This is a genomic window from Pedobacter sp. MC2016-15, from assembly GCF_026239695.1.
Classification (GTDB): Bacteria; Bacteroidota; Bacteroidia; order Sphingobacteriales; family Sphingobacteriaceae; genus Pedobacter.
On sequence record NZ_JAPIVS010000001.1, the window covers coordinates 109,576 to 123,207 of the forward strand.

The 13,632-nt window shown below is 45.1% G+C and carries 15 protein-coding genes and 1 tRNA gene; 6 read left to right on the forward strand and 10 right to left on the reverse strand.

The features are described 5' to 3' along the window. The 5 genes from OQY15_RS00500 to OQY15_RS00520 all read right to left on the reverse strand — a co-directional run bounded on the left by OQY15_RS00500 (window position 1) and on the right by OQY15_RS00520 (window position 6,039). Complete coding sequence (locus OQY15_RS00500; RefSeq protein ID WP_265786437.1) at window positions 1–4,362, reverse strand: CusA/CzcA family heavy metal efflux RND transporter; 4,362 nt, start codon at window positions 4,360–4,362, stop codon at window positions 1–3. Between the two features lie 80 nt (window positions 4,363–4,442). After that, the gene (locus OQY15_RS00505; protein ID WP_265786439.1) at window positions 4,443–4,766 is read right to left on the reverse strand and encodes a DUF6660 family protein; all 324 of its coding nucleotides are present in this window, start codon (window positions 4,764–4,766) and stop codon (window positions 4,443–4,445) included. 42 nt (window positions 4,767–4,808) lie between these two features. Beyond that, window positions 4,809–5,141, reverse strand: coding sequence for a hypothetical protein (locus OQY15_RS00510; protein ID WP_265786441.1), 333 nt, complete (start codon window positions 5,139–5,141; stop codon window positions 4,809–4,811). After that, on the reverse strand, window positions 5,141–5,626 hold the full coding sequence (locus tag OQY15_RS00515) for a type II toxin-antitoxin system antitoxin SocA domain-containing protein (protein ID WP_265786443.1): 486 nt from the start codon (window positions 5,624–5,626) through the stop codon (window positions 5,141–5,143). The genes OQY15_RS00510 and OQY15_RS00515 overlap by 1 nt, the downstream gene beginning before the upstream one ends. Window positions 5,627–5,742: 116 nt before the next feature. Continuing rightward, window positions 5,743–6,039: a chorismate mutase gene (locus OQY15_RS00520; protein ID WP_265786445.1), complete on the reverse strand. Its 297-nt coding sequence runs from the start codon at window positions 6,037–6,039 to the stop codon at window positions 5,743–5,745. A gap of 289 nt (window positions 6,040–6,328) precedes the next feature. On the opposite strand from OQY15_RS00520, the gene OQY15_RS00525 reads away from it, so the two are divergent. From OQY15_RS00525 to OQY15_RS00540, 4 genes are all read left to right on the forward strand, one after another. Further along, window positions 6,329–6,781 carry a GNAT family N-acetyltransferase gene (locus OQY15_RS00525; protein ID WP_265786447.1) on the forward strand — a complete coding sequence of 151 codons (453 nt, stop codon included), beginning with the start codon at window positions 6,329–6,331 and terminating at the stop codon, window positions 6,779–6,781. A gap of 7 nt (window positions 6,782–6,788) precedes the next feature. Next, window positions 6,789–7,124: a cupin domain-containing protein gene (locus OQY15_RS00530; RefSeq protein ID WP_265786449.1), complete on the forward strand. Its 336-nt coding sequence runs from the start codon at window positions 6,789–6,791 to the stop codon at window positions 7,122–7,124. A 96-nt stretch (window positions 7,125–7,220) separates the two neighbouring features. After that, entirely contained in the window at window positions 7,221–7,436 is a 216-nt protein-coding gene (locus OQY15_RS00535) for a hypothetical protein (protein WP_265786456.1), read from the forward strand. Beyond that, window positions 7,403–9,685 (forward strand): zinc-dependent metalloprotease, encoded by a 2,283-nt coding sequence (locus tag OQY15_RS00540; RefSeq protein WP_265786458.1) that lies wholly within the window; start codon window positions 7,403–7,405, stop codon window positions 9,683–9,685. Before OQY15_RS00535 ends, OQY15_RS00540 begins: the two co-directional genes overlap by 34 nt. 13 nt (window positions 9,686–9,698) lie before the next feature. Here the strand turns inward: OQY15_RS00540 and OQY15_RS00545 are convergent, their stop codons facing one another. Further along, complete coding sequence (locus tag OQY15_RS00545) at window positions 9,699–10,406, reverse strand: EcsC family protein (RefSeq protein WP_265786460.1); 708 nt, start codon at window positions 10,404–10,406, stop codon at window positions 9,699–9,701. 46 nt (window positions 10,407–10,452) lie between these two features. Next, a complete protein-coding gene (locus OQY15_RS00550) occupies window positions 10,453–10,701 on the reverse strand; it encodes a hypothetical protein (RefSeq protein WP_265786462.1) in 249 nt (82 codons plus the stop codon). A 110-nt stretch (window positions 10,702–10,811) separates the two neighbouring features. On the opposite strand from OQY15_RS00550, the gene OQY15_RS00555 reads away from it, so the two are divergent. Next, on the forward strand, window positions 10,812–10,997 hold the full coding sequence (locus OQY15_RS00555; protein WP_265786464.1) for a twin-arginine translocase TatA/TatE family subunit: 186 nt from the start codon (window positions 10,812–10,814) through the stop codon (window positions 10,995–10,997). A gap of 35 nt (window positions 10,998–11,032) precedes the next feature. Further along, window positions 11,033–11,524 carry a peptide-methionine (S)-S-oxide reductase MsrA gene (msrA, locus tag OQY15_RS00560; protein WP_265786466.1) on the forward strand — a complete coding sequence of 164 codons (492 nt, stop codon included), beginning with the start codon at window positions 11,033–11,035 and terminating at the stop codon, window positions 11,522–11,524. Between the two features lie 115 nt (window positions 11,525–11,639). On the opposite strand, the gene OQY15_RS00565 is transcribed toward msrA, so the two are convergent. From OQY15_RS00565 to OQY15_RS00575, 3 genes are all read right to left on the reverse strand, one after another. Beyond that, complete coding sequence (locus OQY15_RS00565; RefSeq protein ID WP_265786468.1) at window positions 11,640–12,215, reverse strand: DUF4256 domain-containing protein; 576 nt, start codon at window positions 12,213–12,215, stop codon at window positions 11,640–11,642. 29 nt (window positions 12,216–12,244) lie between these two features. Further along, entirely contained in the window at window positions 12,245–13,378 is a 1,134-nt protein-coding gene (locus OQY15_RS00570; protein ID WP_265786470.1) for a DEAD/DEAH box helicase, read from the reverse strand. Window positions 13,379–13,458: 80 nt separating this feature from the next. Next, window positions 13,459–13,534 (reverse strand) — tRNA-Lys (locus OQY15_RS00575). Between the last annotated feature and the right edge of the window lie 98 nt (window positions 13,535–13,632).

Genomic DNA, 13,632 nt, shown 5'->3' on the forward strand with positions numbered 1-13,632 from the left:
TTATTCTCCTTTGATAAATTGTAATTGAATTGCGGATTGATTGAGCTGGCTGAGGGTTTCGAGATAGGTTAATTTCACCTGTATTGCCCCTGCTATATTCTGAATATATTCGATATATCCGATTTCACCGAGATGAAAGGAAACCTGTGTAATCCTGATCTGTTCATCTGCCCGTGCCAGTCCACCCGATGTATAATAACTTACAGCCTTCCTGAACTTTGTATATTGCTGCAACTCCAGTTCATACTGCATTTTGATGTTGGACTTTGCCAGCGCGTAGTTGCTTTCCGCAATTTTTCCGGATAACTGCTCTGCTTGTATTCTGGCACGGTAGGCTTTACTGAAAACCGGTACTGCCAGCCCCAGCTGCAGACCGGCGATTCGTGTACCCGGGTGATAAGCGCGGTTGATATTTGCGGGATTAAAGCCGGAAACTACAATTTGCTGATGATAAGCTATAGTGAGGTCTGGCAGCGCTTTGGAGCGTTCTACCTTAACTTTTGCTTTGGCAAGATCTATATGTTGTTGTTCCTGGTTTAATTGTGGGTTCCGACTGATATCAAGGCTATCCGGTTCTATCCGCATTGGCATTAATATGGGCTGATGTGCGATTTCCGGTTTTTCGGTTGTATTCATCAGTTGCTGCAGGTAGAGCAGGTTACTGTTAAAATCGACCTCTGCTGCAGCTTTCAGGGTCTGGATTTCCTGATATTTATTCTGCGCGCTGATCAGCTCCAGCCGCGAAGTTTCACCGGTTTTAAACCTGAGCTCTGCCCTTTTCACAAAGCCGGCGTAAATACTGTCCAGGTAATGTAGAACTTTCCAGATTTCGCGATTGATAAGTCCGGCATAATACACACTCCTGATGTTGCGGGTAACTTCTGCACGACTCAGATTGCCGGAGCGCCGGGCCAGTATCAGCTGTTGCTCCAGAAGTTTTTTCTGGTTTTTATACAATCCCGGCCAGGCGATATTCTGGGTTAATCCAAGTGCATTATCCATATTACCGCCACTGGTAGGGTCTTGTGTGAGCATCACTTCAGTTTTTGGTAAATCAAAAGCTGTTCCCTGCATCTTTGCTGCATGAGCAACCGAGAGATCTGCAGCCTTTAACTGCAGGTTGTTTCGCAACGCGATGGCAATGGCACTGTCAATAGTCAAGCTCTTTGGCTGTTGCGCAGCAGCATTTGAGGGCGCGAGGCAGCCTATGAAACAAAAGATCACTACCAGGCTGGGTACTCCTCTGAGCGTTTTTACTTTGTTAAAAAGGAGATAGAGGCATGGCAATATGAAAAGCGTCAGGAAAGTCGCCGTGATCAGCCCGCCAATGACCACTGTGGCCAGCGGACGCTGAACTTCTGCACCCGCACTTGAGGAGAGAGCCATCGGCAGAAAACCCAGTGAAGCTACCGAAGCTGTCATCAGTACCGGTCTTAGCCTGTCCTGCGTTCCCTGCAATACCCGCTGATAGATATCATGCATCCCTTCCTGCTCCAGCTGGTTAAAATGCCCGATCAAAACCATGCCGTTGAGCACAGCTACGCCAAATAAAGCGATAAAACCTACGCCCGCCGAAATGCTGAAAGGCATATCTCTGAGCAGCAATGCAGCTATGCCACCCATTGCTGCAAGAGGCACTGCCGTAAAGATCAGCACCGTCTGTTTGACTGAGCGGAAAGTAAGATACAGCAGGATCAGGATCAGTATGAGTGCCGCGGGAACAGCGATCAGCAGGCGCTGCTTGGCTTCCTGCAGGTTGCGGAACTGCCCGCCGTAACTGAGGTAATATCCGGAGGGCAATTTCACTTTCTTTTCGAGCAGGGCACTGATTTCCTTTACAGTACTTTCTACATCGCGTCCTTTTACATTAAAGCCTACGAAAATACGTCTTTTGCCATCCTCTCTGGATACCTGTGCCGGGGAGTCCTGAAAAGCAATATCCGCGACCTGGCTGAGCGGAACTTTGTTACCTGTAGGCAGAGGGACGAGCAGGTTCTTCACATTGGAGATATTTTCCCTGAGATCCCGCTGCAGGCGCACAACCATATCAAACCTCTTCTCGCCTTCGAAGACTACACCCGCCACATTACCCGCAAAGGCAGTGCGGAGGATCATATTGATGTCGCTGATATTTAATCCGTATTGGGCCATTTTATCGCGGTTATAATTCACTGTAATCTGGGGCAGACCGCTCACTTTTTCTACAAAAGGTTCTGTTACGCCCTTCACCGGAGCAACTATGGCAGCAACCTGCTCAGCTTCTGCAGAAAGCACCTCCAGGTCGTCACCATAGATCTTAACTGCTACATCCTGCCTGATGCCAGTCATCAGTTCATTGAAACGCATTTGCATAGGCTGGGTAATTTCCACATTGATGCCCGGTATAACCGACAGTGCCTGCTCCATTTTTTCCATGATCTCTTCGCGGCTATCAGCGGAAGTCCATTCATCCCTGGCTTTCATCGCCAGCATCATATCGCCCCGCTCCATAGGCATAGGATCAGTAGGTATTTCAGAGCTGCCGATGCGGGTAACTACCTGCTTCAGCTCCGGAAAGCGGCTCTTCAGAATTTGCTCTGCCTTGCCAAAGGTTTTTACCACCTCGGATAATGAGCTGCCCTGCATCATGGAGATCTCCACGGTCAGATCTCCTTCTTCAAGCGTAGGGATAAACTCACCTCCCATCCGCGCAAATGCCCAGATGCTCGCTGCAAAGAGGATCAGTGTAACTGTAATGATTGCTACCTTTATTCTCAGTACCCTGATTAATATCAATTGATAATATTTTTGTGCAAAGCGGATAAAACGGTCAGACCAGTTCAATTGATGTACAGTCTTCCTGCTCAGGAACAAGCTGCTGGCCATCGGAACCCAGGTTAGTGACAGGATAAAGGCACCCAATATGGCAAAGGCCACGGTCCCTGCCATCGGCCTGAACATCTTTCCTTCAATCCCCACCAGGGCAAATAAGGGCAGGTATACGATGAGGATGATGATTTCTCCAAATGCGGCACTGCTTCGGATCTGCCTGGCGGCAACATAAACCTCCTGGTCCATTTCCTGTTGGCTCAGTTCCGCTTTGTTCGTAAAAAGCCTGTTTTCGGTAAGACGGAAGACGATTGCTTCAACGATGATGACTGCTCCATCTACGATGAGACCAAAGTCTATAGCCCCGAGGCTCATCAGGTTTCCTGAGACGTTAAACAGCTTCATCATGGCAAAGGCGAAGAGCATCGCCAGTGGGATTACTGATGCCACAACCAGTCCCGCGCGGAGATTCCCCAGCAAAAGCACAAGGATCAATACTACAATGAGCGCCCCCTCAAGGAGGTTCCTCTTCACCGTCGAAATTGCACGGCCCACCAGTTCAGTCCGGTCGATAAAGGGCTCTATGACCACTCCTTCAGGCAGGGATTTCTGGATCTGGACAATTCGTTCCTTTACATTTCTGATGACCTGATTGAAATTTTCACCCTTCAGCATCAGCGTCACTCCTGCAACCACTTCGCCCTCGCCATTTCTGGTTACAGCGCCATACCGCGTGGCACTTCCTGCTTGTACAATGGCAATATCCCTGATCAGTACAGGTCTGCCCCCGGTACTTTTTACTACAGTTTTTCGGATATCCTCCAGGTTTTGAATCTGCCCTAATCCTCTGATGAAATAGGCCTTGCTCTGCTGTTCGATATAAGAGCCACCGGTGTTTTCGTTGTTCTTTTCCAGTGCCTCAAATACTTCAGGAATGGTGAGCCCCATGGCATTCAGCTTGTCATTGTCGAGCGCAACCTCGTACTGTTTAACGTCGCCGCCCCAGCCACTCACTTCTGCTACGCCAGGTGTACCCGCAAGCTGAGTTCGTACCAGCCAATCCTGCAGGGTCCTGAGGTCTGTAGCTGTATATTTATCCTTGTAACCTGGCTTCGTATGCAGCACATACTGATATATTTCTCCCAGTCCGGTAGTAATAGGCGCCAGCACCGGCCTGGTAAATCCCCTGGGAATGCTGCTTTCAGCTTCGCGCAGCTGCTCATTTACCTGCTGCCTTGCCCAGTAAATGTCTGTATTGTCTTTAAACACGAGGGTAATCACTGAAATGCCCGAACGGGATATCGATCTTTTTTCCAGGATATCCGGGATATTGGCCATCGCCAGTTCAATCGGTGCAGTGATAAATTGTTCCACTTCCTGTGCGCCCAGGCTGGCTGCCTGGGAAATAATCTGCACCTGGTTATTGGTAATATCGGGTTGCGCATCCACCGGAAGGTGATACACAGCATAGACCCCGGCCAGCACTAGGGCCAAAGTCATTAATCCGATAGTTATTTTGTTCTTGATAGAGAAACTAATAATCTGATCAAACATGAAATTGATAATATAAGATGAACCTCATGGCAAATCGCCAGAGGTGAATCATTGAAATAAATAAGAATTTGTAGAGCTGATTAAGACAGGGATAGTTTCGGCGGCTGCCAGATGGAAAGGCTGATCTCTTTTGGGAATGAGATGTGATAAAGTGAGAATCGTTGTGGAATTACGCTATTTACGGGTTGTGTTTGTAACACAAAGGATGGAACAGTTTTGTTGACACCACAGCAGGCGCATGTACAAAAAGGCGGACAGTCGTCTTCCTGCTCAAGGGTCCCGGGGCTGTGCAGACTGATGCTGGCAGTTGAGGATGGAGCCATAGCAAACTCTTCCTTATCCTTACAGCCAAGCAGGGATAGAAACAGGATATAGCAGTTGAGCACCAGAATAATTGCCTTCACAAAAACAAATCTAGGAATATTTAAGAAAGGAAAAGAATAATGCTACTTTTTAAAAAGATAGTTGGCGACGATTGCCACAAGCCCCAGAACATTTGCAGTTGTGGTAGTTAGCAGAGTGATGATGACACTGTCAGAATATACCAGTGAGCCCTTTCCAACAGCAATAAATATCCCAAGTACCAGGAATAACCACATGATGGTAACCGTGAACAGTACAGTAGCGTAGTCCTTTCTCTCGTTCTTGTCCTGCTCAATGATGTCATTCTGAAGACGCTGGGACCTGAGATCTTCGGCCCTCAGTTCATCTTCGGCCCTGACTTCTACTTCCTTTGAAGAATTATTGGTGTCAACAACAATTGTATCGTGGATACTCATTATTCTTTGATAAAGTTTTCAAAATAACGCTTGATTTCATCATCAGAAATATAAACAGATCTGGGCTGCGCATGAAAGGCTTTGTCCCAGGGTGAATTTACATTGTGGGACCATTTGGAAAGGGTGAGACCATCGAGGTTTTTAGCATTATCCCAGGCTTCTCTGATAATTGCAAGATCTTCATCATTTACATTGATTGCTGAGGAATTGACGAGGCTTTTACCACCTACCAGCACCGGTACGTTTTTGGGCTGGGGGATATTATCGCCACGGTATTCCTTAAACTCGTGGTAAACACTTTCGATCACGGGGCCGTAATCCCAGGCCTCAAAACGCTCATTGATCAGCTTCTCTCCTTTCCGTTTGTAGGAAATACCGTTCGCCAGATAAATCATCTTTTGCAGTTTCATTGGCGTAACCGGGATTTCTTCCGACAATGAAAGTTTGATCAGTTCGTTTGCGATTGTAATAGCCGGGTATGACATTTGCTTATGTTATAAGATCAGTACTATACAAAAATACTAATTTATTTAGTTAAATAAAAACAAAATAAAATGCAGGATAATTTTGTTCCTGAGCCGATGAACCAGCGAAATCTTATTTATTTCTGAATCACTTTTTCCTCTATCCTAAGGCTTTCCCTATGTAGGGCATGGAGAAATTCTGTAATAAACTCTTCGGACAGCCCTTCCTCTTTTCCGGCCCTGATCGCTTTATCAAGAATCTGCTGGAAGCGCGATGCCTGCAATGGAGGTATATTATTTTTGGCTTTGTAAAAACCTATTTCTTTTACGATTCTCTCTCTTTCACCAAGCACTTTAATGAGTGTCTCATCTAAGGAATCGATCTTTTTTCGATGCATTTCGAGGATAATGTCTTTTGCTTCTTCTTTTTTCACTGGAATAGATTGCGCGTAAGTACCTAGACAACAAATAATTAATACTGCTATAATGTAATTATATTTTTTCAATTCTTTTTCTGGCTATTACAAATTAAACACTTCTTATACGAAAAATACACAATATTATTGTCATTGAGCAGTTGGTTTAATCAAAATGAGAAGATCAATTATTAAATTACACTTTTGAGTAATTTGCGCCAATCAGAGCAATTCACCTGCCTGGCTCCATTTCTATCAGTATGATAATTAAACTATCTTTAAAATTATAAACCAGTTAAACTGAATAATGGAATTTACAGAATTATGTAAGCCTTTTGACTCGCTTACACCTAAGGAGCTTTATGCAATATTGAAATTGAGAAGTGAGATCTTTGTAGTAGAGCAGAAATGTATTTTCCTGGATATGGATAATATAGATCAGGGATGTCAGCACCTGATGTTATATCACAATAAAGAATTGATGGCCTATGCGAGACTTGTTCCGGCAGGGCTTACTTTTGAACAGCCTTCAATAGGAAGAGTAGTGAGCAGTCAGGCCGCGCGAGGAAAGGGTTTTGGCAAACAGTTGCTCAAGCTTTCTATAGAAAACTGTATCCGGCTATATGGAAACAAGCCGATCAGGATTGGCGCCCAGGTTTACCTCAAGGCTTTTTACGAGTCCTTCGGCTTTATCAGTGAAAATGATTTTTATGACGAGGATGGCATTGAACATGTACATATGATCAGGTCAGCAAATTAAATTATCTATGTTACAAAGTAAAATATTTCAGATTGCCTCAGAAACAGAATGGCAGGATCTGGGTGAAGGAATCCAGCGTCAGGTATATGGTTATGATGACCGCATCATGATGGTGAAAGTTAAATTCGAGAAAGGTGCTGTAGGCGTCCTGCATCAGCACCCACATACTCAGATCAGTTATGTAGAAAGTGGCGTTTTCCAGGCGACAATTGCCGGTGAGGAGAAAGTTTTGCAGCAAGGTGACGGGTTTTATGTCCCACCTGGAGCTGTACACGGTGTGGTTTGCAGTGAATCCGGGGTTTTGGTGGATGTTTTTAGTCCTCACAGGGGAGACTTTCTCTGATTTATTCATTAAAGTTACATTGAGTAGCGATAATTTGATTTTTTTAAAGTTTTTGGTGGTTATATTTACGAAACAACCTAAACTATAACGCTGAAAATGAAATTATCGCTCGCTTTTCTGGCGGGATGGCTGCTTTTGGGCTCTCCTGCCATCTCACAAATTAAAAATCAAAGTAACCTTCCTGCATCATCAATATCATCAGCCACTCAGGGTTTGAAAAAGTATGATGGTTATTTTAATTCTATTACGATGCAAAAACTTCACGAATATTACTTGAAGTGGATAAGCTGGATCAGGAGTTTCTCTATGTAAATACATTACCTGCAGGTGGTGGTGGCGCTGGCGACAGGGGAAATATCGGTGGATACCGCATTGCTAAATTTATCCGTATTGAAAACAAAGTCATGCTGACTTTGCCCAACTATGATTACCGCGCAATCAGTAAAAATCCCTATGAAACAAAACTGGTGGAAGAATCTTTTCCTCAGTCCATCATATGGGGATTTGTTCCACTGGTGATTGAAGGTGATAAAGTGCTGATTGACATCACGGCATTTCTGATGCGGGATAGTCACAAAGTTGCCGACAGAATTGGAAAAAGTCCCTCTTCTTTCTTTGCCGCTGCAAACAGGGCTCCGGGAGCGGCATACCGCATCGATGAATCAAGGTCTTCGTTGTATATGGCCAACACCAAGAACTTTCCCAAGAACACTGAATTTGAAGCTATGCTGACCTTCAGCGGTAGCGGTGCAGCTGAACGGAGTTATTTCAGCGGTGGACCGGGCACTGCTCAGGCCGCACCTGACCCTTCATCAGTTACGATCAGGACACATCAGTCCTTTATAGAACTACCGGATAATAAGTATAAACCAAGAGTTTATGATCCCCGCTCCGGCTTTAATTCTATGGATTACTTTGACTTTGCTACGCCGCTTGACCAACCTTTAGTGAAGAAGTTTGTAAGGCGCTGGCGACTGGAAAAGAAAAATCCTGACGAAGCTTTTAGTGAGGTAGTTAAGCCGATTGTTTACTATGTGGACAGAGGTGCTCCGGAGGATGTTAAAAAGGCCTTGATGGAAGGCGGATCCTGGTGGAACCAGGCCTTTGAAGCTGCGGGCTTCAAGAACGCGTTTCAGGTAAAAGAAATGCCGGAGGGTGCCGACCCAATGGATATACGTTACAGTGTGGTCAACTGGGTGCACCGCCCTACCCGGGGCTACTCTAATGGTGTTGGGATCTTTGATCCACGCACAGGTGAAATTATCAAGGGTGAGGTTTCCCTCGGCTCCATGCGCGACCGCCAGGATTTCCTCATCTTTCAGGGGCTGAAACAAATCTATGGTGATGATAAAAATGCAAACCAGCTTGCTGTGGATATGGCTTTGGCAAGGATCAGGCAGCTTTCTGCACACGAGATTGCACACACGCTGGGCTTTTACCATAACCACCTGGCCAGTGTAAACGACAGGGCTTCAGTAACTGATTATCCATTCCCCAGGGTCACTCTCAAACCCAACGGACAGGTAGACATCTCTGATGCCTATGCGAAAAATATCGGCAGCTGGGACAAACGTGCCGTCATCTGGGCCTACACTCAATTTCCCGAAGGTGCAGATGAAAAGGCTGGCCTGGAGAAGATCATGCAGGAATCCCTGAAAGAAAATCAGGTATTTATGTTTGACCTGACAGTACATCCGCAGACTGCGCAATGGGACAATGGCGATGATCCTTCTGCGGAGCTTCTCCGTCTCATGACTGTACGGAAAAAGGTGCTCGCTGATTTCTCTGAAAAAGCTATTCCTGTAGGCAGTCCGATGGCCACAATGGAAGAAGTGCTCGTTCCCGTATACCTGTTGCACCGCTATCAGATCGATGCTGCGGCGCACGTTTTAGGCGGATTGGATTTCAGGTATGCCTTGCGCGGCGACGGTCAGATACCCACCAGGCTGATTGCCCCTAAAGATCAATGGAAGGCTTTTGATGCGCTGATGAGTACAATTACCCCTGAGGCACTGGCGCTGCCGGAAAAACTGATCCGTCAGCTGGCACCTTACCCCGAAGGGTATTCCCGTACAAAGGAAAACTTTCAGGGGTATACAGGCGTCACCTTCGACCCTGTTGGAGCAGCGGAATCCATCGCTGGTGTTACGCTGTCGTGTTTGCTGGATGCCGAGCGCGCAGCCAGGTTAGTGGAATATCATTCCAGAGATGCTGCCCAACCGGGACTGCTTGCGGTGATCGACAGATTAACGGCCCAGACCTGGAAAGCGAATCCTCTTTCTGGTTACAAAGGCCAGTTACAAAAGATGGTGAAAATGACCATGTTGAAAAAGCTGCTGGCACTGGCAGCGAATGCACCTGATCATGTGAGGTCGCAGGCAATGGCAGAAGTAAATTCCCTGAAAAAATGGATGATCAATGCTGAGGCTGCCGCTACGGATATGGAGCTCAAAGGCGATTATCTGTTCGGATTACAACAGATATCACAGTTTGAGAAGAATCCTGATAAGTTTCAGCCCGCTCCGGTAGTACTTATGCCCGCTGGTGCACCTATAGGATAAGTGAAATTATGGGTTATCTGATCGTCAACTGACTTAATTTGCGCATTCTGTAACCATTCATCGCTGTCTCGCCCAGCTGTGCAATCAGTTTATAGTTAGCAATTGCTCCAACGGCTGCCCCGATGAATGGTAACAGTTGCGCCAATTTAGCAAGATCAATATAGTCTCTGTATTCCTGCTGAAATTTTCTCCAGTCAAATTCCTCGACATGTTCAGGCAGGGACCGGCTATAGCCCTGCCATCCGGAAATGGTCTGGTATACCTCATTACGATGTTGCTGACTTGAAAAAGCAAGTTGAAAAAGGTATAAGAGGTATAATCTTTCTCTGTAATCTTTCACCTCATATCCATAGAGTGAGGCGATATCGAATAGCAGTTTGATCTTTAGACTCAGCAGAAGCGGGAAATCTGCCAGCCCGAGTAATATGCCTCCTGCACCAGTAACCGCACCTTCGATACTGGCTGTTTTTTGATAAAAGCTGATTTGTTTTTTTACCAATGATTCCCTTAGTTGTAATGAGGCGGTATCTTCAGGAGAGTTGGCGGTAGTATATTTTGCACCAAATAATACAGCCCTGATCATATTTTCGATGGTAGAGGTAATTACCTGATGAACCTTTTCAGGGATGACCGTATTGATTTTGTCCTGCACACGTTTAGAAACCCTGTCGGTCAGTGTAGGTGGTTTCAGCATCTTTAACTGCCAAAACTGTAATTGCATATATGCCTGATCTTCATAGGGAGTCATAGCATTTGTAGCTCAAAAATCAGGCCTCTATTTCAGTGGAGCTATACTTTCCGAAGGATTCAATATACTGCCCGATCTGGCGGGCAACAGGTTTAATTATATTGTATTCCGTCTTCCAGGTAACTGACTTATCTTCATTGATTACAGGGGTAATTGAACCGAGAAAGCTGGCTTCACAAAATACCCGGTAGCTGTCTCCATCAGTTGGAGAAAAGATCTGTAATGTCCGTTTTTTACCTTTATATTGATCTTCGTACAAATACTGCATAACTGAATGCCAAATTTTATGGCCATCCCAAAGTTATAACAATTCCTGAGAACCAATCTGCTGTTTAATGCGTAAGTGAATTTCGTAAACTATTTATAAACCTGAAAAACATGATAAACACAACCATTGCCGCCCTGTTAGGAGGCCCCGAAATGATCATCGTAGTTGTAGCTGTACTCCTCTTATTTGGTGGTAAAAAAATACCTGAACTGATGAGAGGACTGGGAAAAGGAATGAAGGAATTTAAAGAGGGACAAGAAGGGACGGAAGCACCTAAAGTTCAAAAAGAAGTATAAAACACGTATCTTTACACCATAAAAAAACGAAAGATATGAGTACTGAAAAAGCGATTTTAGCCGGTGGTTGTTTTTGGGGTGTAGAAGAATTATTCCGTCATCAACCTGGCGTATTATCCACAGTAGTTGGATACACTGGTGGTGATGTTCCCAATGCAACATACCGCAACCACGGAAGCCATGCCGAAGGTATTGAGATTACATTTGATCCTGAAATTTTATCCTATCGTGGATTGCTTGAATATTTTTTCCTGATCCACGACCCAACAACAAAAAACAGACAGGGAAACGATATTGGTACATCTTACAGATCTGCAATTTTTTTCCTGGATGAGAAACAGCAGGAAACTGCAAATGCTTTAATTGCTGAGATGGAAGCTTCTGGCAAGTGGCCAGGGAAAATTGTTACAGAAGTAGTACCGGCGACAGACTTCTGGAATGCTGAGCAGGAACATCAGGATTATTTACAGAAAAATCCGGGAGGTTATACCTGCCATTTTGAGAGACCTGAGTGGTCGCTAAGTTAACGACAGCATTTAACTATTGCTTGTGCTGAGTTCTCCCTGCATGCCTCAATGGTTACACAATTGTATATGCGAGTATAGTCCGACATTTTAGACAAAATGTCGGACTAAAGTCGGACTACTGTCGGACCTGTACTGCTAGTATACCGCGGAAACCCCGGGCAGCGTAGTATGATTGTGCGCCGTTGTGATAAACGAATACTTTACCGTAACGAAATTCAGCAAAGAGTCCCCCTCCTAGTTTTCTGATATCAGCTGGCGCTTTAATCCAGCTTGAAGTCTTAGTGTCAAACTTTCCAAACTGCTGGAGAGTTCTGTACTGCTCCTCCGACAATAGTTCTATACCCATTGCATCTGCCATGTCCACAGCATTGTTTTCAGGGCGGTTTTCTTTTCTTGACTCCAGTCCTGCCCTATCGTAACAAATACTTCTGCGACCCGCAGGACTCTCGGCAGCGAAATCATAGAAAGTATACGCTCCGGCATGATTGTCCAGGCTCAATACGTCGGGTTCACCTCCGGTAGCTTCCATCTGATGAAGAGAGAATAGCTTGTCAGGACTGGCCTTCAAACTGTCTTGCACTGCGGCCCATTCCAGACCTTCGTGCCGGTTCATGTTCTTTTCAAAGCGTGCCTGTAAAGTGCTGAGCAGTTCTTCAGCCTGCGCGGGCAATATTCCTTTGTTGCTGGTCATATCCTGATTTTGTTTGGTTCAGGATAAAGTTAATATTTGATACTTTTTCCGTCAATTATATTCACACTTTTACCCATTTTCTTTTGGATAACTTCAAAATGATGTAATTCACTTTGGCTGACCAGTGAAATCGCGTCTCCTGCATTTTGTGCACGTCCGGTTCTTCCGATACGGTGAACATAATCCTTCGGAGAACGTGGCAGTTCGTAATTGATTACAAAAGGAAGGTCAGGGATGTCAATACCTCTGCCCATTAAATCTGTGGCTACAAGGATTCTCAGGCTGCCAGACTTAAAGTGATGCAAGGTGTCAGTTCTTGCCCCCTGGCTCTTCTTGCTGTGAATGGCTGTTGCATTAAATTTGTTCTTGCGAAGTTTGTTCTCAATGGCATCTGCAGTAGCTACCGACGAAGCAAATATCAATACCTGTTTCATCTCATGATGTTTGATGAGATAGCGCAGAAAAGGGCCTTTTTCTGCATCTGAAACAATGTAAGCGGTCTGATTGATCAAATCCAGATCTGTCTTTTCTTCCTCAGCTTCAATTACGACAGGATCATGAAGCAGTATTTGCTCCATATTTCTGAGATCATTGCTGAGTGTTGCAGAAAAAAGGAGATTCTGGCGTTTTGAAGGCAATAAAGACATGATCTGATCAAGTTCTTCTATAAATCCGAGGTTCAGCAACTTATCAGCTTCATCAAGCACCAGGGTTTTAATTGCCGACAGATCTACGGCATTGGAAGCCACCAGCTCTAACAATCTCCCCGGCGTGGCGATTAGTATATTTACTCCCTGCATCGCCATCATTTGGGGATTTATTGATACTCCTCCATATACAGCAAGGGTCTTCAATCTCTCCGGTAGCGCACGCGCGAAAACCTGAAATACGCCTTTTACCTGCTCCGCCAATTCCCGTGTCGGTACCAGGACCAAAACATCTGCATGGCGGTTGTTTACCCTCAATTCCTGCTGCAGGTTCATCAGAACAGGCAATACATAACTAGCGGTTTTTCCTGTTCCGGTTTTTGCAATGCCCAGGACATCATTTTTCTTTAAAATCGCTGGTATGGCGGCAGTCTGAATAGTTGTAGGGGTACTGAAATGCTGGTCTGCCAATGCTTGTAATAAAACATCGGATAAACCCAGGGAGGAAAAGGACATATGTTTGTTTTTTTGTAAAACTAAGAAAAAACCCCTGCAAATTGTGATTTGCAGGGGTTTAAACGTTTTGACTCTGAATCTGGTGATCCCGCTGGGATTCGAACCCAGGACCACTACATTAAAAGTGTAATGCTCTACCAGCTGAGCTACGGAATCAATACCCTTTTTGAAGGACTGCAAAGGTAGAAATTAAAATTTTAAATGCAAATCATTGTATAAATAAAATGCTCTTAATCCCTCAACAGGCTGTTTTT